Annotated in this window: 19 protein-coding genes; 9 read left to right on the top strand and 10 right to left on the bottom strand. The window is 74.6% G+C overall.

What is annotated here, in order from left to right; genetic code table 11:
* The first annotated feature begins 10 nt into the window (after positions 1–10).
* Positions 11–424 carry a transglycosylase SLT domain-containing protein gene (locus ACFY32_RS02135; RefSeq protein ID WP_359191151.1) on the top strand — a complete coding sequence of 138 codons (414 nt, stop codon included), beginning with the start codon at positions 11–13 and terminating at the stop codon, positions 422–424.
* A gap of 163 nt (positions 425–587) precedes the next feature.
* Entirely contained in the window at positions 588–2,219 is a 1,632-nt protein-coding gene (locus ACFY32_RS02130) for a hypothetical protein (RefSeq protein WP_390673195.1), read from the top strand.
* Here ACFY32_RS02130 and ACFY32_RS02125 read toward each other — a convergent pair.
* Positions 2,173–4,239, bottom strand: coding sequence for a bifunctional glycosyltransferase 87/phosphatase PAP2 family protein (locus tag ACFY32_RS02125; RefSeq protein ID WP_390673194.1), 2,067 nt, complete (start codon positions 4,237–4,239; stop codon positions 2,173–2,175). The two genes, ACFY32_RS02130 and ACFY32_RS02125, sit on opposite strands and share 47 nt — an antisense overlap.
* Before the next feature lie 387 nt (positions 4,240–4,626).
* Here ACFY32_RS02125 and proP point away from each other — a divergent pair, with 387 nt between their 5' ends.
* Positions 4,627–6,009, top strand: coding sequence for a glycine betaine/L-proline transporter ProP (gene proP, locus ACFY32_RS02120; protein ID WP_390673193.1), 1,383 nt, complete (start codon positions 4,627–4,629; stop codon positions 6,007–6,009).
* Positions 6,010–6,208: 199 nt separating this feature from the next.
* Here proP and ACFY32_RS02115 read toward each other — a convergent pair whose 3' ends face one another.
* The 3 genes from ACFY32_RS02115 to ACFY32_RS02105 form a co-directional block, all read right to left on the bottom strand.
* Positions 6,209–6,601: a hypothetical protein gene (locus tag ACFY32_RS02115; protein ID WP_390673192.1), complete on the bottom strand. Its 393-nt coding sequence runs from the start codon at positions 6,599–6,601 to the stop codon at positions 6,209–6,211.
* A 138-nt stretch (positions 6,602–6,739) separates the two neighbouring features.
* Positions 6,740–7,405, bottom strand: a complete 666-nt coding sequence (locus tag ACFY32_RS02110; protein ID WP_390673191.1) for a hypothetical protein — start codon at positions 7,403–7,405, stop codon at positions 6,740–6,742.
* Positions 7,406–7,410: 5 nt separating this feature from the next.
* On the bottom strand, positions 7,411–8,046 hold the full coding sequence (locus tag ACFY32_RS02105) for a hypothetical protein (RefSeq protein ID WP_359191169.1): 636 nt from the start codon (positions 8,044–8,046) through the stop codon (positions 7,411–7,413).
* Between the two features lie 197 nt (positions 8,047–8,243).
* Here ACFY32_RS02105 and ACFY32_RS02100 point away from each other — a divergent pair, with 197 nt between their 5' ends.
* The gene (locus ACFY32_RS02100) at positions 8,244–8,756 is read left to right on the top strand and encodes a GNAT family N-acetyltransferase (RefSeq protein WP_390673190.1); all 513 of its coding nucleotides are present in this window, start codon (positions 8,244–8,246) and stop codon (positions 8,754–8,756) included.
* Between the two features lie 3 nt (positions 8,757–8,759).
* Here the strand turns inward: ACFY32_RS02100 and ACFY32_RS02095 are convergent, their stop codons facing one another.
* A complete protein-coding gene (locus ACFY32_RS02095; protein ID WP_390673189.1) occupies positions 8,760–10,811 on the bottom strand; it encodes a DHA2 family efflux MFS transporter permease subunit in 2,052 nt (683 codons plus the stop codon).
* 170 nt (positions 10,812–10,981) lie between these two features.
* Between ACFY32_RS02095 and ACFY32_RS02090 the strand changes: the two genes are divergently transcribed.
* Positions 10,982–12,511, top strand: coding sequence for a peptidoglycan-binding protein (locus ACFY32_RS02090; protein WP_390673188.1), 1,530 nt, complete (start codon positions 10,982–10,984; stop codon positions 12,509–12,511).
* 39 nt (positions 12,512–12,550) lie between these two features.
* On the opposite strand, the gene ACFY32_RS02085 is transcribed toward ACFY32_RS02090, so the two are convergent.
* Both ACFY32_RS02085 and ACFY32_RS02080 read right to left on the bottom strand, forming a co-directional pair.
* Positions 12,551–13,216, bottom strand: a complete 666-nt coding sequence (locus ACFY32_RS02085; RefSeq protein ID WP_359191917.1) for an HAD-IA family hydrolase — start codon at positions 13,214–13,216, stop codon at positions 12,551–12,553.
* Positions 13,217–13,428: 212 nt separating this feature from the next.
* On the bottom strand, positions 13,429–14,010 hold the full coding sequence (locus ACFY32_RS02080; protein WP_390673187.1) for a TMEM165/GDT1 family protein: 582 nt from the start codon (positions 14,008–14,010) through the stop codon (positions 13,429–13,431).
* A gap of 381 nt (positions 14,011–14,391) precedes the next feature.
* Here ACFY32_RS02080 and ACFY32_RS02075 point away from each other — a divergent pair, with 381 nt between their 5' ends.
* The 3 genes from ACFY32_RS02075 to ACFY32_RS02065 all read left to right on the top strand — a co-directional run bounded on the left by ACFY32_RS02075 (position 14,392) and on the right by ACFY32_RS02065 (position 17,382).
* Positions 14,392–15,036, top strand: coding sequence for an HNH endonuclease family protein (locus ACFY32_RS02075; protein WP_359191184.1), 645 nt, complete (start codon positions 14,392–14,394; stop codon positions 15,034–15,036).
* A gap of 67 nt (positions 15,037–15,103) precedes the next feature.
* Positions 15,104–16,735, top strand: coding sequence for an alkaline phosphatase D family protein (locus tag ACFY32_RS02070; protein ID WP_390673186.1), 1,632 nt, complete (start codon positions 15,104–15,106; stop codon positions 16,733–16,735).
* Between the two features lie 194 nt (positions 16,736–16,929).
* The gene (locus tag ACFY32_RS02065; RefSeq protein ID WP_359191190.1) at positions 16,930–17,382 is read left to right on the top strand and encodes a DoxX family protein; all 453 of its coding nucleotides are present in this window, start codon (positions 16,930–16,932) and stop codon (positions 17,380–17,382) included.
* A 54-nt stretch (positions 17,383–17,436) separates the two neighbouring features.
* On the opposite strand, the gene ACFY32_RS02060 is transcribed toward ACFY32_RS02065, so the two are convergent.
* Positions 17,437–17,967 carry a superoxide dismutase family protein gene (locus tag ACFY32_RS02060; RefSeq protein WP_359191193.1) on the bottom strand — a complete coding sequence of 177 codons (531 nt, stop codon included), beginning with the start codon at positions 17,965–17,967 and terminating at the stop codon, positions 17,437–17,439.
* 305 nt (positions 17,968–18,272) lie between these two features.
* Between ACFY32_RS02060 and ACFY32_RS02055 the strand changes: the two genes are divergently transcribed.
* The gene (locus tag ACFY32_RS02055) at positions 18,273–18,884 is read left to right on the top strand and encodes a DedA family protein (RefSeq protein ID WP_390673185.1); all 612 of its coding nucleotides are present in this window, start codon (positions 18,273–18,275) and stop codon (positions 18,882–18,884) included.
* A gap of 5 nt (positions 18,885–18,889) precedes the next feature.
* On the opposite strand, the gene ACFY32_RS02050 is transcribed toward ACFY32_RS02055, so the two are convergent.
* Positions 18,890–19,126: a DUF2277 domain-containing protein gene (locus ACFY32_RS02050; RefSeq protein WP_390673184.1), complete on the bottom strand. Its 237-nt coding sequence runs from the start codon at positions 19,124–19,126 to the stop codon at positions 18,890–18,892.
* A 32-nt stretch (positions 19,127–19,158) separates the two neighbouring features.
* Positions 19,159–19,299: a hypothetical protein gene (locus ACFY32_RS02045; RefSeq protein ID WP_359191203.1), complete on the bottom strand. Its 141-nt coding sequence runs from the start codon at positions 19,297–19,299 to the stop codon at positions 19,159–19,161.
* Positions 19,300–19,303 lie beyond the last annotated feature (4 nt).

The raw sequence follows: 19,303 nt of genomic DNA, 5'->3' as shown, positions 1-19,303 counted from the left end.
AGGCCCCGCCTTGACCGCCGTTTCCCTCCTCCGCCGTGCCGCCGCCCCGAAGCGGGCCCTCGCCGGTGCCGCCGTGGCCGCCGCCACCGCCGGCACGCTGATCGCCGCGGCGCCCGCCCAGGCCGCGACGCCGGCCTCCTCGGCGCAGGCGACCGCGAAGAAGCTGATCGGCGACCCGGCCGAGTACGGCTGCTTCTCGAAGATCGTGGAGCGCGAGAGCGGCTGGGACGTGCACGCCACCAACGCCTCCAGCGGCGCCTACGGCCTGGTGCAGGCGCTGCCCGGCTCCAAGATGGCCTCGGCCGGCGCCGACTGGCGGACCAACCCGGCGACCCAGATCACGTGGGGCGTGGACTACATGAAGGACCGGTACGGCGGCGTCTGCGACGCCTGGAGCTTCTGGCAGGCCAACGGCTGGTACTGACCCGGCGCCACGGCACGCGGGCGGCGGTCCCCCGATCCCCGGGGCCGCCGCCCGCGTCATGCCCGGCCCCGGCTCCCGATCAACGTTTTTGTTCGATTTCACGTCTTCGCTGGTGCCCCGACCACCGTGCCCGCCCGCAGACGTCGAACGGAAGCCTTCCCCCGTGGTCCCTGCCGAGTACACCGCCACCCGGCCGGGACGGCTCCCGGCCGACCGCCGGAATCCCGCCCTCCGCACGTTCTGGGAGCGGCACCGCGTCCCCGTCCTCGCCACCGCGCCGGTCCTGCCGCTGTACGCGCTGTGGTGGGGATGGCTGGCCACCGGCGGCGGCGACCTGGCCGCCCAGCAGGCGTGGGCGGACTTCGCGGCCCGGCACGGCGGATCGGCGTACGGGCTGTTCTGGTACGGCGGGATGCACACCGCCAACTACAGCCTGCTCTCCCCGTACCTGATGGCCGCGGTCGGGGTGCGCACGGTCACCGTGCTGTCCGGGCTCGCCTCGTCCTGGCTGGCGGCGGTGCTCCTGATCCGGGCCGGGGTCCGCCGCCCGCTCGGCCCGGCGCTGCTCGCCTCGCTCGCGCTGTGGTGCAACGTCGCCTCGGGCCGCAGCACGTTCGCCCTCGGCGTCGCCTTCGCGCTGGCCGCCTGTCTGCCGCCGGCCCGGGGCCGGCGGCCGGCCCTCGACGCCGCCTGCGCGGCCCTGGCCACCACCGCCTCCCCGGTGGCCGGTCTGTTCCTGGCCGTCGTCGGCGCCGCCTTCCTGGCGGTCCGGGACTGGGGGCGGGCCCTGGCGCTGCTGGTGCCGCCGGCCGCGGTGGTCGGGGTGACGACGCTGCTGTTCCCGTTCACCGGGGAGCAGCTCATGCCCCCGGCGCGGATCTGGCCGCCGGTGCTGCTGGGACTGGCGGTCGCGCTGCTGGCGCCGCGCGAGTGGCGGGTGGCCCGGTGGAGCGGGGCGGTGTACGCGGCCGGGACCGTGCTGGCGTACCTGGTCCCCTCGCCGGTCGGGACCAACGTCGAGCGGTTCGCGGAGCTGTTCGCGCCCGCCGTGCTGCTCGCGGCGCTGCTGGCGGTGCCGGGGCTGCGGCGGGCCGCCCGGAACCTGCTGATCGCGGCGCTGGTGTTCTCCGTGGCCTGGGTCGGCAAGAAGACCGCCGACGACCTGGTGGTGTCGACCACCGTGCCCGCCTGGGCCGCCCGTACCGACGGCGTCGTGCGGGCGCTGGAGGGGCTCGGCGCCGACCGCACCCGGGTCGAGGTGGTCCCGGCCCGCAACCACCGCGAGGCCGCCTCGCTCGCCCCGCACGTCAACCTGGCCCGTGGCTGGAACCGGCAGCTCGACATGGAACGCGCCCGCCTCTTCTACGACGGCACCTTCTCGGCGGCGGCCTACCGGGCGTGGCTGGACCGGTGGGCGGTCGGCCTGGTGGTGCTGCCGATGGGCAAGCCCGACGGGTTCGCCGAGGAGGAGGCGCGCCTCGTGCGGGAGCGGCGTCCCGCCTGGCTGGAGCCGGTCTGGCGGGACGCGCACTGGCGGGTGTACCGGGTGCGGGACGCGGTGCCGCTGGTCTCCCCGCCCGGCGCCGTCGTCCGCACCACCGGCGCCGACCTGGTGCTGCGGATGTCCGAGCCGGGCACGGCGACCGTGCGGGTGGCCTGGTCGCCGTGGCTGCGCGCGGACGGCGGCTGCCTCGCCCGGCACGGCGAGTTCGCCCGGCTGACGGTCGGCCGGCCGGGCGAGTACCGGATCAGCTCGCGGTACGGTCCTTCGCCGGCGCCGGGGGGTCGCTGCTGACGGCGGCGGCGGTGGTGGTCGCGGCGGTGGTGACCGTCCGGGCCCGGGGGCCCTGGAGCAGGTACGTCAGCCCGAAGCCGGCGCCGACGACGGCCGCGCCGCCCACCGCGTCCAGCACCCAGTGGTTGCCGGTCGCCACGATCGCCGACACCGTGAACAGCGGGTGCAGCAGGCCGAGCGCCTTCATCCACGCCTTCGGCGCGATGATCGCGATCACCAGCCCGCACCACAGCGACCAGCCGAAGTGCAGCGACGGCATCGCCGCGTACTGGTTGGTCAGCGCGGTCAGCGTGCCGTAGTCGGGCTTGGTGAAGTCCTGCACGCCGTGCACGGTGTCGATGATGCCGAGCGAGGGCATCAGCCGGGGCGGGGCCAGCGGGTAGAGCCAGAAGCCGACCAGGGCCAGCAGCGTGGCGAAGCCCAGCGAGGCGCGGGCCCAGCGGTAGTCGACCGGGCGCCGCCAGTACAGCAGGCCGAGCACGGTCAGCGGCACCACGAAGTGGAACGACGTGTAGTAGAAGTCGAAGAAGTCCCGCAGCCAGGAGACCCTCACCACGGCGTGGTTGACGGCGTGCTCGATGTCGATGTGCAGGAAGCGTTCGAGGTCGAGGATCTGGTGGCCGTGCTCCTCGGCGCGGGCCCGGCCGGCCGAGTTGCTGCCGCCGGTCGCGGCGAGCCGGACCTTGGCGTACGCGGCGTAGGTCACCCGGATCAGCAGCAGTTCCAGCAGCAGGTTGGGGCGGCTGAGCACCCGGCGCAGGAACGGCAGCAGCGGGACGTGCTTCCACCGCGTGGGCACCGGCGCCGCGTGCTCGGTGGGGACCGGGTCGCGGAAGTAGGGGGAGGTGCGGGAGAGGAAGGGCACGGCGGTGGCGGCGGCGAGGGCCGCGAGCAGCACGACGTTGTCCCGCAGCGGGTAGAGGGCCGCCATGTTCGGCAGCATCATCTTCGGCGGCAGGGTCATCACCAGGACGACGGCCACCGGCCACACCGGCCGGTCCGAGGCCCGCTTGCCGACCCGGCCGACGACCGCGAGCAGCACCCACAGCAACTGGTGCTGCCAGGTGGTCGGCGACACCGCGATCGCCGCGCAGCCGGTGACCGCCACCGCCAGCAGCAACTGCCCGTCGCGGGCGTAGCGCACCGCCCGGCGCAGTCCCAGCACGGCGACGGCCGCGCCCAGCGCCACGAACAGGGCGATCTCCAGCGGACCGGACAGGCCGAGCCGCAGCAGGGCGCCGTGCAGGGACTGGTTGCCGAGGTCGTCGGCGGCGGCCCCGAGCCCGGCGCCGGCCATGTGGTGCACCCAGTACGTGTACGAGTCGTGCGCCATCGCGGCCCAGGCGAGCGCGGTGCACGCGGCGAAGGTGGCCGCGGTGGTCACCGCGGCCCGGCGGCGGTCGGTGAACCACAGCAGCGGCACGAAGAGCAGCACGGTCGGCTGGAGGGCGGCGGCCAGGCCGATGAGCAGCCCGCCGGTGCGCCGGCCGCGCACCGCGAAACAGCCGAGCAGCACCAGCAGGACCGGTATGACGCTGGTCTGGCCGAGCCAGAGCGTGTTGCGCACCGGCAGCGACACCATCAGCAGGCTCACCGCGACCGGCGCCGCCAGCAGCGCGGTGCGGCGGCCGACCGGCTGGGGCAGCGCGCGGGCCGCGACCACGCCGAGGGCCACCACCAGCAGCAGGGTGCCGAAGGTCCAGCCCCAGCCGAGCGCCTGTTCGGCCGCCCGGGTGAGCGGCTTGAGGACCAGTCCGGCGAACGGCGTGCCGGTGAACCGGGTCGAGTCGTACAGGCTGCCCTCGACGTGCAGCACCCCGTCGGGGCCCACCCAGGTCTCCAGGTCCGTCAGCCGCTCCCCGCGCGGCGAGCCGAGGACCGCGGCCAGTTGCCGCACGGCCAGGACCGCGGCGACCAGCCAGAGTCCCAGTTGTGCCGCGCGCAGGCGTGTCCTGGTCGCCCCGGCGGCCGTCGCCCCGAAGGCCCCTGCCGGTCGCCCGCTGTGCTCCGCATTCGCCACGCCTCGTCGGCCTCCCGCCCCGTCGTCCCGCACGTCCGCTGCGTACGGGTCCTCAGCGAACCCTATGAGGCTCGCACCACCCCCGGAGAGAGACGCGGGCAACCCCCGATTCACCTGGCGGCAGCTCTCCTTTTGTCCCGATGACGATAGTCGGACCGAGGTTGGTCCGCCGCGCCGGGGAGCGACAAGGATCACAGCGGGAGCCGCCTGCGGCGGCCCGCCGGGCTGGGACGGGCCAGCGTACGCGGGGTTTCGATGCAGTGTGCAACGAAGTCGGTACCGGACGTAAGCGGGACATCAGGGCCTATGGTCACTTTTCGGCCCGGCGACAGCGCCGCCGTGCGGGCCCGGCCCCCCGTCCCCGTCGAAAGGTAGGCGAGCGAAGTCTTGTCGGCCGCCACCGCTGCCACCGTCACCGCCCCCGCGTACCCGTCGTCCCGCACCCAGGCGCCCCCCGAGCCCACCGTCACCGACCCCGCGCTGGTCCGGCGCGCGGTGAAGGCGGCGGCGCTCGGCAACGCCATGGAGTGGTTCGACTTCGGCGTCTACAGCTACATCGCGGTCACGCTGGGCAAGGTCTTCTTCCCCTCGGGCAACCCGACCGCCCAGTTGCTGTCCACGTTCGGGGCGTTCGCCGCCGCGTTCCTGGTCCGTCCGCTGGGCGGCGTGGTCTTCGGCCCGCTGGGCGACCGGGTCGGCCGGCGAAAGGTCCTCGCGGTCACGATGATCATGATGGCGGCGGGGACGTTCGCGATCGGCCTGATCCCGTCGTACGCCGCGATCGGCGTCTGGGCGCCGGTGCTGCTGCTGGCGGCGCGGCTGGTGCAGGGCTTCTCGACCGGCGGCGAGTACGCCGGGGCGTCCACCTTCATCGCCGAGTACGCGCCGGACAAGCGGCGCGGGTTCCTCGGGAGCTGGCTGGAGTTCGGCACCCTGGCCGGCTACATCGGCGGGGCGGGCCTGGTCACCCTGATGACCGCGCTGCTGTCCGACGGCGACCTGATGTCCTGGGGCTGGCGGGTCCCGTTCCTGATCGCGGGTCCGATGGGCATCGTCGGCCTGTATCTGCGGATGCGCCTGGAGGAGACCCCGGCGTTCGCGGCGGAGGTCGCCAAGTCGGAGGCGGCCCGTCCGCGCGTGCCGCTCCGGGAGATGGTCACCGGGCAGTGGCGGGCGCTGCTGCTCTGCGTCGGCCTGGTACTGGTCTTCAACGTCACCGACTACATGCTGCTGTCGTACATGCCGAGCTATCTGACCAGCGAGCTGAAGTACGACGAGACGCACGGGCTGCTGGTCGTGCTGGCCGTGATGGCGCTGATGATGATCGTGCAGCCCTTCGCGGGCGCCCTGACCGACCGGGTCGGCCGCCGCCCGGTGATCGCGGCGGGCTGCGCGGGCTTCCTGCTGCTGTCCGTGCCGGCCCTGCTGCTGATCCGCGAGGGCAGCCTGCTCGCGGTGGGCCTGGGCATGGCCGCGCTGGGCCTGCTGCTGGTCTGCTTCACCGCGTCGATGCCCGCCGCCCTGCCGGCCCTCTTCCCCACCCGGGTCCGCTACGGCTCCCTCTCCATCGGCTTCAACGTCTCGGTCTCCCTCTTCGGCGGCACGACCCCCCTGGTCGTCACGGCCCTGATCGGCGCGACCGGCGACATGATGATGCCCGCGTACTACATGATGGCCGCGGCGGTCATCGGCGGCGTCGCCACCTGGTACCTGACCGAATCAGCGGCCCGCCCCCTCCCGGGCTCACCCCCGTCCCTGGAACCCCGCTGACCGACCCGCGGCACCAGTCGGCAGCCGGCCGGCCCCGTCAGTCCGCGGGCGATCGTGCCGCCGAGGGCGGCACGGGTGGGCGGGGGCGGCACGGGTGGGCGCGGGCGGCACCCCGCCACGCCGGGCCGCGCAACGCCCCCGACCAGCGGCTCACGCCGGGTCACGCGACAGACCGGTCGCGCACCTCACACCTCACACCTCACACCTCGTGATAGAACCCCACGTTCACACTCCGCGGCCCCGACCGGTCCTGCACCACGACCTCCCCGCTCCCCCCGGAGGGCAACGGCACGGTCCCCCCGTACGCCACCGCCCGCACATGCTCACCCACCCGCAGCCCGACCTGCGCGGAGGGCTCCGGCTGCGACCCCCGCAGCCAGGTCAGGTGCCAGCTCCCGTCCGCCCCGCAGCGGAACTCCAGGTGCGCCCGGGAGACGAACAGCCAGTCCTGCGGCGTCACCAGCCCGCACACCGACGCGTCCCGGCCGACCCGCAGCACCGCCCCCGGCTCGCTGGCCGCCTCGGCCATCTGCATACCGGCCGTGGCGCCCGCGTCCGCCCCGGAGACGGCGGCCATCGTGAGTTCGAGCACGTTCGGTTCCTCCCGAGACGTCCGGTGCGGCCTCCTTTCACCGCCGCCGCATGATAGATCGGCCGGACCGGCGCGAGGCCCGGAACGAAAAGATCCGCACCCCGCCGAGCGGCGGGGTGCGGATCTCGTCCGCGAGCCTCACAGGTGCATGAGTCGGTCCGACAGCTCGCGGTAGTCCCGCAGGGCGAGCCGGAGCTGCTCGGTGTCGGCGGTCGTCGGCTTGCTGTCCGCCTCGGCGGCCTGCCAGGAACCGCGCAGGGTACGGCGGCGGCGCGTCACCGCGTCGGTGAAGCGGGCGGCGATCTCCTCCAGGACACGGTCGGCCTCCTCGACCGCGCGGCGCGGGTCGTCGACGAACCCGGAGACCGCGTGGTGCAGCCGCTCGCCGTACTTGTCGCTCTCCTCGCGCGGCAGCAGCGGCGTGCCGGGGCCGGGCGGCGGGGCCTGGGTGGTCCGTTCGGTGCCGGCGATCCCGCTGCCGGAGGTCCGCAGATGCGGGGCCGCCTCCTCGCGGACACCGGCCCCGTGTTCGGACCGGGCGCCGAGCGGCTCCTCCTCGCCGGCGTGGCCGGGACGGGCCTCACGGGCCGTCTCCCCGTGGACCGGTCGCGCACCCGGGGCCGCCGTCCCGTCGTGGGCCGGTCGCGCACCCGGGGCCGTCCCGTCGTGGGCCGGTCCCGTGCCCGGAGCCGCCGTCCCGTCGTGGGCCGGTCCGGTGCCCAGGGCCGTCTCGCCGCGGGCGTCGGGGGTCTGCGGGCCGCGTTCGGCGGGGGTGCCGCCGGTCGGCCGGGTCACGTCGGACATGTACCTCAACTCTCCTTAGGATGACGACGGTTCAGTGCCCACGGCTGCCGGGACCCGTGCACGGCCCGGTCGTCGCCGTCCGGGCCGGTGCGGTGCCTGCCGTGGTCCTGGCGCACCAGGTCCTCGAACAGCGCGCGGGCGCCGACCATGGCTTCACGCAGTTGCTCGGTGCTGCCGTTGGCCTCCGCGCGGCCGGCGTGGTGCACGCGCCGGTAGCCGTCGACGTGGTGGGCGTGGTGCACGGACAGTGCGGAGACCTGCTCGTCGTACTGCCGGCCGTCCGGGTAGCCCCGGGCCCCGGCCAGTTCCGCGATGATCTGTTCGGCCTCGGCGACGGCCTCCCGCGGGGAGTCGACGAACCGCTCCTGGGCGGCCGTCCAGCGCGCCTCGAACCGCTCGCGCTCGGCCGGTTCCAGCGCCCTGGTGCGCAGGTCGCCGTGGCGTTCCACACGTTCGGCCAGTTCGCGCTCGGCCGCCTTGGTGTCGCCGTCGTGCCGGGCCACGGCCCGGTCGTACTCGGGCCCGAAGCGCCGCTTCAGACTCCCGCCGTGGCGCGGGCCCTTGCGCAGAGTCAGTACGGCCGCGACGATCAGCACGGCCGCCACGATCACGATCAGAGCGATGATCACGCCTGTGGACATGAATGCCTTCCGGTTCTCGGCCCAACCGGCTCTCCGTCCGGGCCGGTTCGCCGTTCGTGTACCCCCGAATCCCCCGTCAAACGGTGCCGCCCGCCGGGTTCTCCGCCGGGCTCGCCCCCAACTCGTCCCAGGCACACCGAGCGTTGCGCGCACCCCGGGCGTTAACCGGTTGCGTGCGGTGCCGACCGCCGCCGACCATGCCGGGCATGACCTGGACCCTCGCCCCGGAGCCGTACGACTCCCCCGCCGCCGCCGCGCTCTGGCGGGCGTACTACACGGAGGTCAGCGACCGCTGGTACCTGCTGCACCGGGGCCGCCGCACCGACCCGGGCGAGCTGGAGCGGGAGATCGCCGCGGCCTCCGGCGCCGACCTCGCGCCGCCGGGCGGCGCCCTGCTGCTCGCGCGGTACGACGGCGAGCCGGCCGGCACGGCGGGGGTGAGGCTGCTGGACGCGGCGACGGCCGAGCTGACCCGGGTGTACGTGGCGCCGCCACTGCGCGGGCGGGGCGGGGCGGCGCTGCTGGTCGGGGCGGCGGAGGAGGCGGCGCGGGCGCTCGGCGCGCGGCGGGTCGTGCTGGACACGCGCGGCGACCTGGTCGAGGCGCGCGCCCTGTACGCCCGGCTCGGCTACCGGGAGACCGCCCCCTACAAGAGCGACCCGTACGCCGAGCACTGCTTCGCCAAAGCGCTGCCGAGCCCCTGCCGCTGAGGGTCAGCGCGGGCCGGTGAGGGCCCGTTCGTCGTGCGGGCGCTCCCCCTGGGCGCCGCAGAGTTCGCCGTTCAGCTCCTCGACCAGGTCGGCCAGGTCGGTCGGGCGGTCCGGTCCCCACCAGTCGCCGAGCAGGGCGGCGAGGGACTCCGCGCGGGCCCGCGCCAGATTCCCGGCCGCCTCGCGGCCCTCGTCGGTCAGGACCAGGCCGAGGCCACGGCGGACGGCGAGGTGCCGCACCTCGATCTGGCGGGCGGCCTCCAGGACGACGGTCAGCGGCACGGGGCCGCGCTCGGCCAGCAGGCCCGGCTCGACACAGCCGTACCGCCGGATGCGCAGCAGCAGCCAACTGGCCGCGGGCATCAGGTCGTACCCGGCCCGCTCGGTGATGTTCCGGTAGACCGCGCGGCGGCCCGCGCGGGTGCCGAGCACCGACAGGGCGCGGCAGACCTCGTCGCGCGAGGACCGCTGGACCGGGTTGCTGGCCAGGGTCTGGGTGGCGTCGGGCGCGGTGACCGAGCCGCGCAGCCGGTCCTCCTTGAGGAACCAGGCCAGCAGGAAGCCGACGAGGGCGACCGGGGCGGCGTACAGGAAGACGTCGGTGATGGAGGAGGCGTAGGCGTGCACGGCCTGTGGGCGCAGCGCGGGCGGCAGGGCGCCGATGCCGCGCGGGTCGGACTTCAGGCTGTCGGCCGAGACGCCGGGCGGCAGCGGCACTCCCCGGAAGGCGTCGCCGAGCCGGTCGCTGAGGCGCCCGGCGAAGATCGTGCCGAAGACGGCGACGCCGAAGGAGGCGCCGATGGAGCGGAAGAAGGTGGCGCCGGAGGTGGCGACGCCCAGGTCCTCGTAGGGGACGGCGTTCTGCACGATGAGGACGAGGACCTGCATCACCAGGCCGAGGCCCAGGCCGAAGACGAAGAAGAAGGCGCTCATCTGGACGGTGGAGCTGTGCTCGTCGAGCCGGTGCAGCAGGAGCAGGCCGATCGTGGTGACGGCGGTGCCCGCGATCGGGAACACCTTCCAGCGGCCGGTGCGGCTGACGATCTGCCCCGACACGGTCGACGACAGCAGCAGTCCGGCCACCATCGGCAGCATGTGCACCCCGGACAGGGTGGGGCTGACGCCCTGGACGACCTGGAGGAAGGTCGGCAGGTAGGTCATCGCGCCGAACATCGCGAAGCCGACGACGAAGCTGATGACGGCCGACAGCACGAAGGTACGGACCCGGAACAGCTTCAGCGGCAGTACCGGCTCGGCGGCCCGGCGTTCGACAGCCACGAAGGCGACCGCCAGCAGCACGCCGAGCACCGCCAGGCCGATGATCTGCCCGGAGCCCCAGCCCCAGGTGGTGCCGCCGAGGGAGGCGACCAGCACCAGGCAGGTGGCGACGGCGGCGATGAGGAGGGTCCCGAGGTAGTCGATGACGTGCCGGGTGGAGCGGCGCGGGATGTGCAGGACGGCCGCGATCACGCCGAGCGCGACCAGGCCGAGGGGCAGGTTGACGTAGAAGACCCAGCGCCAGCTCAGGTGCTCGGTGAACACCCCGCCCAGCAGCGGTCCGAGCACGCTCGTCGCGCCGAACACGGCACCGAACAGCCCTTGGTAGCGGCCGCGGTCGCGCGGGGAGACCAGATCGCCGACGATCGCCATCGACAGCACCATCAGCCCGCCGCCGCCCAGTCCCTGCACCGCCCGGAAGACGATCAGCTCGGGCATGTTCCGCGCCATTCCGCAGAGCGCGGAGCCGACGAGGAAGATCACGATCGCGGTCTGGAACAGTCTCTTGCGGCCGTACTGGTCACCGAGCTTCCCCCACAGCGGGGTGGCGGCCGTCGACGCCAGCAGGTACGCGGTCACCACCCAGGACAGGTGCTCCATGCCGCCGAGGTCGCTGACGATGGTGGGCAGCGCCGTCGACACGATGGTCTGGTCCAGGGCGGCGAGCAGCATCCCGAGCAGCAGGGCGCCGATGGAGACCAGGACGTTTCCCGGGACGTGCTCCTGCGGCACCCCGCGGGCCGCTTCCGCCGCCGGGTCGCGCGTGTCCTGCGCCATGGCATCCTCCGAACGTCTGATCGCACCTTCCATCCTGTTCGGTGTGACCGGTTATCGCCCGTTCAGTCGCGCGGAAAGCGGGAATTCCGGGGGCGCGTGAGCGGGGGTGTGGAGATGATCTGCATAATCTCTGGAGTTCGCGAGGGGACGCGAAGGGAGGGGAGAGCAGCGTGGAGCAGCCCGAGGGGCCTCGGCACCCGTGTCCGCAATGCGGGGCGCACCGGGGCCCGGACCATACGCCGACCTGCGCCTGCGGCCGCCGCGCGGCCGACGCCCTCAAGCGGTCCCGCACCGCGCAGGCCGCCGCCGCGGAGGACTTCGACCCCCTGCGCATCCGCCCGTACGTGGAACTGGAGACGGACGAGGGCACGGACCGGCACACGGCCGCCGACGCCCCCGGCGGTACGGCGGACGCCGCCGACGCCCCCGGCGGTACGGCGGACGCCGCCGACGCCCCCGGCGGTACGGCGGACGCCGCCGGCGCTCCCGGCGGTCCGGCGGACGTCGCCGATGCCACCGGCGCGGACGCGGACGCCACCATGGCCCTGCGGCCGGGTGGTCCCGGCGGTCCGGCGGACGCCACCGGCGCTCCCGGCGGTCCCGGCGGTCCGGCGAGCGTCGCCGGCGCTCGCGGCGGTTCGGCGGACACCACCGGCGCTCCCGGGGCGGACCCGAACGTCACCATGACTCTGCCGCCGGGTGGTCCCGGCGGTCCGGCGGACGCCACCGGCACCCCCGGCGCCCCCGGCGGTCCAGCGGACGCCACCGGCACCCCCGGCGCCCCCGGCGGTCCGGCGGACGCCCCCGGCGCCCCCGGCGGTCCGGCGGACGCCCCCGGCGCCCCCGGCGGTCCGGCGGACGCCTCCGGCGCTCGCGGCGTGGACCCGGACGCCACCATGACCCTGCGGCCCGTCCCGGCCGCCCCCGCCGCCGTGGACGCCACCGCCGTCCTGCCCACCCCCCTCGCCCCCTCGGCGAGCGCGCCCAGCGACACCGACCTGCGGATGTTCGAGACGGCCGGCGCGCGCCGCCCGCCGGGGCCGGACGACCTGCCGGACACCGCGGAGGAGCACCCGCGCCGGCGCGGTCGCGGGGTGCTGGCCGGTGCCGTCGCGGCCGTCGTCGTGGTGCTGGGCGCGGCCGGGTACGCCAGCGGGCTGTTCTCCTACGAGGGCCCGTCGCGGGACGGGGCGCAGCCCGCGGAAGTACGGGCGGGGATTCCCGACCCGTCGACCGGCGCGCCCTCGGTGACGGCGCCCGCGAGCGCCTCGGCCTCGCCGTCCGCGTCCGCGTCGCCGTCCCCTTCGGCCTCCGCGTCCGAGAGCGCGAGCCCCTCGTCCTCGCCGTCCGCGTCGGCGTCCAGCGCGTCGCCGTCCCCGTCGCGGTCGGCCGAGCCATCGCCCACGGTGACGCCGTCGGCGTCGGGCGCCCCGCCGACGGCGAACGAGGACGGCGGCGACGACGGCGACGGCGGCGGTGCGCTGCTGCGGCGCGGCGACCGGGGCCCGGAGGTCACCGAACTCCAGCAGCGGCTGCGGCAGATCAACCTCTACAGGGACGACATCGACGGCGTTTTCGACCGCGAGGTGGAGGACGCCCTGCGCACCTTCCAGTGGTGGCGCGGCATCCAGTCCGAGGAACTGGGCACGTACGGGGCCCGCACCCGGGAGCAGTTGGAGCGGGAGACCCAGGAGCCGTAACGCCCCCGGGGCCGGCCGAGGCGCACGTCCCCCGGAGGGTCAGCCGAGGTGCAGCCGGATACCGCTGTCCGCCCCGGCCTCCACGCGCACCCGCGTGAGGTCCGGCACGAGGGCGTCGGGCTCGTGGAACCCGGCGCGCGGCCCGACGCCCACGACGCGCATCCCGGCGGCGCGGGCGGCGGCGATGCCGGCGCCGGAGTCCTCGAAGGCGACGCAGTCGGCGGGGTCGACGCCCAGTTCGGCGGCGCCCTTGAGGAAGCCCTCGGGGTCGGGCTTGCTGGCGCCGACCGACTCGGCGGTGACGCGGACGTCGGGCAGGGCGAGCCCGGCGGCGGCCATCCGGGCGGTGGCGAGGGCCACGTCGGCGGAGGTCACCAGGGCGTGCGGCAGGCCGCGCAGGGCGGCGAGGAACTCCGGGGCCCCGGGGATCGCCACGACGCCGTCGGTGTCGGCGGTCTCCTCGGCGAGCATCCGGGCGTTGTCGGCGTGGTTCTGCTCCATCGGCCGGCCGGGCAGCAGCAGCGCCATGGAGGCGTAGCCCTGGCGGCCGTGCACGACCTTCATGACCTCGTCGCCGTTGAGCCCGTTGCGGTCCGCCCAGCGCCGCCAGACGCGCTCCACCGAGGCGTCCGAGTTGACGAGGGTGCCGTCCATGTCCAGCAGCAGGGCGCGGGCGGTGAGCACGGTGGTGGCCGTCATCGGCAGACTCCAAGACGCGGGAGAGGGCACGGGCGCCCCCCGGGGACTCGGGAGGGCGGACCCGGTGTCCGGAACACAGAGCGGCCCCGCCCGCCGGTCAGGGAGAACGGGCGGGAGCCACTTTGTTTCTCCACGGTACAAAACAGGTGGGGGGTAGCGCCACCGCCCCGGCCGCATATCCCCGCCGCGTTCATCCGGCGTTCAGCGCGGCGCCGGCCTCAGCCGGTCACCGCCTCCCACAGGCTCCACACCCCGAGGCCCAGCATCAGCAGCGCCGCGATCTGCGTGATCAGCTTCAGCGGGACCCGCTTCATCAGGGCCTTTCCGCCGACGATGCCCAGTCCGGCGACCGCCCACAGGGCGAGCACCGCGCCGAGCCCGACGGAGAGCGGGTCGTCGTACCGGGCGGCGAGGTTGGCCGTCATGATCTGCGTGAGATCACCGAACTCGGCGACCAGGATGAGCATGAACCCGGCCCCGGCGACCTTCCAGAAGGACTGGTTCTCGGGCTTGCGGACCTCTTCCTCGTCCTCGTCCTTCTTGAACAGCAGCACCGCCGCGCCGCCCAGGAACAGCACACCGGTCAGCGCGTGCACCAGTTGCTGCGGCAGCAGGGTGAGCACACTGCCGGCCGCGACGGCGAGGGCGACGTGCAGCAGGAACGCGGCGGCGACGCCGGCGAAGACGTACGAGGCGCGGTAGCGGGTGCCGAGGACGAGGCCGGCCAGCGCGGTCTTGTCCGGCAGTTCGGCGAGGAAGACGACGCCGAAGACGAGCGCCGTCACGGTGAAGCTGATCAAGGGTTCCTCAATCGGTCGGGGCCGCCCCACCGAGAGTGCTGATCCGTACGGGGACACCTCGGCACGGCAGCACACACGGGCGTGCACTGCTTGCCGAAGGTCTCGCTGGCCGGTCCCGCACGCGGTACGGGTCCTGCCTCCGGGCGCCGGCTCAGACGAGCTGAGCAGTATGTCGACGGTCCGGCGAAGAGCTACTCCCCTTCTGCGCCGTCCATGGTACGCGACCCGGAAGCCGCTCCTCGAACGCCGTTCCTGTCATGAACCTTGTCGTGTCATGCGCACGTCATTAGCTTCTTACCGGGCGCTCACCCCACCGCAACGCGGCGCCACGAGCATTCCCTCGCTCGCGCTCCACCACCCCCACTTCCCAAGGGAGTTCGCATGCCGAAGTTCTACGCGCGTCGACGCCTGAGCGTGCTCGCGGGCCTCACGGCCCTGGCCGCCTCCCTCTCGCTGTTCGGCGCCCCGAGCGCCTCCGCCGCTCTGCCCACCCCGGTCAGCGGCGCCACCGCCCGCACCTACCTGGCCTCGCTCACCGTCGCCACCGAGAACCGCACCGGCTACGACCGCGACCTGTTCCCGCACTGGATCACCCAGTCCGGCACCTGCAACACCCGCGAGACCGTCCTCAAGCGCGACGGCTCCGGCGTGGTCACCGACTCGGCCTGCGCCGCCACCAGCGGCTCCTGGTACTCCCCCTACGACGGCGCCACCTGGAGCGCCGCCGCCGACGTCGACATCGACCACCTGGTGCCGCTCGCCGAGGCGTGGGACTCCGGCGCGAGCGCCTGGACCACCTCGCGGCGCCAGTCCTTCGCCAACGACCTGACCCGCCCGCAGCTCATCGCCGTCACCGACAACGTCAACCAGGCCAAGGGCGACCAGGACCCGGCCACCTGGATGCCGTCCCGCACCGCCTACCGCTGCACCTACGTCCGCGCCTGGGTGCAGGTGAAGTACTACTACGGCCTCTCCGTCGACTCCGCCGAGAAGTCCGCCCTCCAGAGCTATCTGGCGAGCTGCTGACCTGGGAATCTCTCCGCCGGCCTCCGTCGTTCCGTACCGTACGGGGCGACGGAGGAGGGGAATCACCATGGCCGACCTGCGCCTGGGACCACTGCTGAGGTACGCCGACGACTCGTGCGCGACCGTCTGGATCGAGGCCGACCGCCCGTGCACCGCGGAGGTGCGCTGCGCCGACGGCGCCGGCGGCACGGCCGGCACCTTCCAGGTGGCGGGCCACCACTACGCCCTGGTCCCGGTGACCGGACTGGCACCGGCCAAGGCGACGCCGTACGAGGTCTTCCTCGACGGCACCAGGGTGTGGCCGCTGCCCGGCACGCCGTTCCCGCCGTCGGTGATCCGCACCCCGGCGCGGGACGAGGGCACCGTGCGGGTCGCCTTCGGCTCCTGCCGCTGGGCCGCCCCCGCGGCCGGCGAACCCGACCCGGTGGGCCCGGACGCCCTTGACACCCTCGCCGCGCGGATCGCCGCCGACCCCGGGGGCGAGCGGCCCGACGTACTGCTGCTCGTCGGCGACCAGGTGTACGCCGACGAGGTCTCCGACGACACCCGCCGCTGGCTCGCCGACCGCCGCGACCTGGACCGGCCGCCGGGCGCGGAGGTCGCGGACTACGAGGAGTACACCCGCCTGTACTACGAGTCCTGGCTGGACCCGGAGGTGCGCTGGCTGCTGTCGACGGTGCCCAGTTGCATGGTCTTCGACGACCACGACGTGATCGACGACTGGAACACCTCCGCCGCCTGGCTCGCCGACATGCGGGCCACGGACTGGTGGCGCGAGCGGCTGCTGAGCGGCCTGATGTCGTACTGGGTGCACCAGCACCTGGGCAACCTCTCCCCCGCCGAGCTGGCCGCCGACCCGCTCTGGAGCGAGGTGACCGGGCGGCCCGACGGCACCGAGGCGCTGCGCTCCTTCGCCGAGCGGGCCGACGCCGACCCGGCCTCGGTGCGCTGGAGCTACCGGCGCGACTTCGGCCGGGTCCGGCTGGTGATGGTGGACAGCCGCGCCGCCCGGGTGCTCGACGAGGACCGGCGCTCCATGCTCGACCCGGGCGAGGAGGCGTGGCTGCGCGAACAGGTGCTGGACGGCCGCGGCGGCTACGACCACCTGCTCGTCGGCACCTCGCTGCCCTGGCTGCTGCCCCACCTGGTGCACGACATCGAGGGGTGGAACGCCGCGCTGTGCCGGGGCGAGCGCGGCGGACCCGACGGCCGCTGGGCGCGGTTCGGCGAGAAGGTGCGCCGCGCGGCCGACCTGGAGCACTGGGCGGCCTTCCCGGCCAGCTTCGACGCGCTGGCCGGCCTCATCGCCGAGGCGGGGACCGGGCCGGGGGCGCCCGCGACGGTGTGCGTGCTGTCGGGGGACGTCCACCACGCCTACGTCGCCGAGCCGTCCTGGCCGGACGGCGGGCCGGACGCCCGGGTCGTGCAGCTCACCTGCTCGCCGGTGCACAACTCCGTGCCGCTCTCCATCCGGCTGGGCTTCCGCTTCGGCTGGAGCGCGCCGGCCCGGGTCCTGGGACGGGCCTTCGCCCGGCACGGCAGGCTGGCGCGCCCGGCGGTGCGCTGGCGGCGCGCGGGCGGGCCCTGGTTCGGCAACCAGCTCATGACGCTGACGATGTCCGGGCGGTCGGCCCGGCTGCGCCTGGAGAAGGCCACGGAGGACGGTCTGCGGACGGTGACGGAGTCGCGGTTGTCCTAGGGCCTGTCGGGGTTCTGTCGGCCCGCTGTCGGGGTGCTGTCGGGGTGCTGTCGGGGTGCTGTCGATCTCGGGATGGCCGGATGTTGAAGTTGCAAGCACTGTTTAGGGATGCCTAACGTGTTTTCGGCTCCACTTCCGTCCCCCGAAGTGACCGGTTCCCCGGAATCCGGCCCCAGCGAAGGAGTGCCCCCCACATGACAGGACGCCTCGAAAACGCGCAGCCGTACATCCTCGGACTCTTCCGCATAGTCGTCGGCCTGCTCTTCGCCTGCCACGGCGCCGCTTCCCTCTTCGGCGTCCTCGGCGGCGCCGCGGGCAGCGGCGGCACCGTCGACGCGGGCACCTGGCCGGGCTGGTACGCCGCCGTCATCCAGTTGGTCTGCGGCACCCTGGTGCTGCTCGGCCTCGGCACCCGCGCCGCCGCGCTGATCGCCTCGGGCTCGATGGCGTACGCGTACTTCAAGGTGCACCAGCCCGGTGCGCTGTGGCCCATGGAGAACGGCGGGGAGCCCTCCGCGATGTTCTGCTGGGCGTTCCTGCTGCTGGTCTTCACCGGTTCCGGTGCCTTCGGCCTGGACCGGGTGCTGGACCGGCGCGGCTCCGGCCAGCGCCGCCCGGCCGAGGAGACGACGCCGGCCGTGGCCTGAGCCGGCGACAGCGAAACGGTGCCCTCCGCGTGCGTCGCGGAGGGCACCGCCGTGTCAGCGCCCCGCCGGGCGGAACGGCACGGTGAGGCAGCCGACGCGGGTGCCGGAGTTGCCCGGCCGGTCGTGGATCACCACCGAGCCCGCCTCGCCCGGCCGGAACCCCCAGTCGTGGCGGGCGCCGGCCCGGCCCGCGCCGCGGGCGTCGGCCGTGAAGTCCAGCCAGACCTCGTTCTCCGGGGTGGCGCCGGCGCCGGGCCGGTGCTGGTAGTGCCCGCCCGCCGCGGCGGGGTCGGCGCCGCACGGCTTCTGGTGCACGTGCGCGCCGTAGGCGTGGCCCGGGACCATGCCCCGTACGCGCAGCCCGACGGCGGTCGCCCCGTCGCGCGCCACCTCCTGGCGCACCTCGATCCAGGCCCCTTCCGGGACCAGCTTGTGGTCGTACGCCGGTGCCGTCGTCGCGGTGCCGGGGTTCTCGAAGCGGGCCTGGGTCCGCAGGGCGGGGTCATGGGCGCCGCCGCTGCCACCGCCGCTGCCGCTCGCGAGCAGGGCCGCGGTGGCGGCGCCCACGCATATTCCAGCCAGCATGATGTGTCTTCCGTTCCTCGGGTGCACGCGGTTTCCTCGGGTGCACGGGGTTGATGGTCGGCGAGATGCACGGTTTTCGGCCCCTCGCTCCATCGTCGTTCCTCCGTCGTTGCTACGGGACGCCCGCCCGGACCGCCCCCTCGGACGCGGCAGTCGGGTGAACACGCTGTGCCGTTCACACCAGCCCCCTGTGAACCTTCTGTCACACCCCGGGCGTACGCTGTATGGCTGTCATCGGCCTCCCCTGCCGTCCCCGCGTGTCGCGGCATGGTCAGGCCCGCGGGGGGAAGCGATGGGGAGTCACGGTGTTCGAGAGTGTGGGGCCGCTGGTGAGCAGCCCTTGGATCTACGCGCTGGTGGCCCTCTCGGTGCTCCTGGACGTCTTCCTGCCGATGCTGCCGAGCGGCGTGCTGGTGATCACGGCGGCCACGGCGGCGGCCGCGGGCTCGAAGGCGGCGACCGGTCATGTGCCGCACGACGTCCCCGACATCCTGCTCCTGACGCTCTGCGCCGCCACCGCCTCCGTCCTCGGTGACCTGGTCGCCTTCCGCCTCGCCTGGGTCGGCGGCGCGCGCCTGGACCGGGCGCTGGCCCGCTCCCGCAAGCTGGCCACCGCGCAGGAACGTCTCGGCGCGGCCCTGGCCCGGGGCGGCGGCGCGCTGGTCGTGCTGGCCCGCTTCGCCCCCGCCGGACGCTCCCTGGTCTCCCTCGGCGCGGGCGCGGCCCACCGCCGGGTCCGCGAGTTCCTGCCCTGGTCCGCCCTGGCGGGCCTGTCCTGGGCCGCGTACAGCGTCGCCCTGGGCTACTTCGGCGGCCAGTGGCTCGGCACGACGTGGGTGGCGACGGCCGTCTCCCTCGCCGCCCTCTTCGGCGCGGGCGCGGGCGCGGCGTACGTGATGCGCCGCCCCGGCGCCTGAGTCCTTCAGCCGGGGACGTCGGTCCGCCCGGCGGTCCCCCGCACTTCCAGGCCGTCCAGCAGTCCGGCCGTGGCCGCGGCGACCGCGTCGACGGCACGGTCGAAGACCTCGCGGTTGTGGGCGGCCGGGGCGCGGAACCCGGAGACCTTGCGGACGTACTGGAGGGCGGCGGCCCGGATCTCCTCGTCGGTGGCCTCCGCGGCCAGCGCGGGCGGGCGGAGCGTCTTGATACTGCGGCACATGCCTCCAGTCTCGCCCCGCGCCCCGGCCCGCGTCAGCCGATGGCCAGATCCGCCCGCCAGTCGTTCGACCGGATCGGATGCCCCTTCGGGTACGCGAAGTCGACCCGACGCTCCCGCCCCCGTACGTCCGTGCCGATGCTGTCCATGCCCTCACGCCAGGCGGTGTCGTCCACAGTT

Source organism: Streptomyces sp. NPDC000134, from assembly GCF_042899225.1.
Lineage (GTDB): Bacteria > Actinomycetota > Actinomycetes > Streptomycetales > Streptomycetaceae > Streptomyces.
This window is presented reverse-complemented; position numbering and strand designations above follow the sequence as displayed.

Excerpts from the sequence above, each read along its gene's own strand:
- ACFY32_RS02110 (WP_390673191.1), bottom strand. The coding sequence starts at position 7,405 with ATGTCCGACGTGACCCGGCCGACCGGCGGCACCCCCGCCGAACGCGGC.
- ACFY32_RS02105 (WP_359191169.1), bottom strand. The coding sequence starts at position 8,046 with ATGTCCACAGGCGTGATCATCGCTCTGATCGTGATCGTGGCGGCCGTG.
- ACFY32_RS02100 (WP_390673190.1), top strand. The coding sequence starts at position 8,244 with ATGCCGGGCATGACCTGGACCCTCGCCCCGGAGCCGTACGACTCCCCC.
- ACFY32_RS02095 (WP_390673189.1), bottom strand. The coding sequence starts at position 10,811 with ATGGCGCAGGACACGCGCGACCCGGCGGCGGAAGCGGCCCGCGGGGTG.
- ACFY32_RS02075 (WP_359191184.1), top strand. The coding sequence starts at position 14,392 with ATGCCGAAGTTCTACGCGCGTCGACGCCTGAGCGTGCTCGCGGGCCTC.
- ACFY32_RS02070 (WP_390673186.1), top strand. The coding sequence starts at position 15,104 with ATGGCCGACCTGCGCCTGGGACCACTGCTGAGGTACGCCGACGACTCG.
- ACFY32_RS02065 (WP_359191190.1), top strand. The coding sequence starts at position 16,930 with ATGACAGGACGCCTCGAAAACGCGCAGCCGTACATCCTCGGACTCTTC.
- ACFY32_RS02060 (WP_359191193.1), bottom strand. The coding sequence starts at position 17,967 with ATGCTGGCTGGAATATGCGTGGGCGCCGCCACCGCGGCCCTGCTCGCG.
- ACFY32_RS02050 (WP_390673184.1), bottom strand. The coding sequence starts at position 19,126 with ATGTGCCGCAGTATCAAGACGCTCCGCCCGCCCGCGCTGGCCGCGGAG.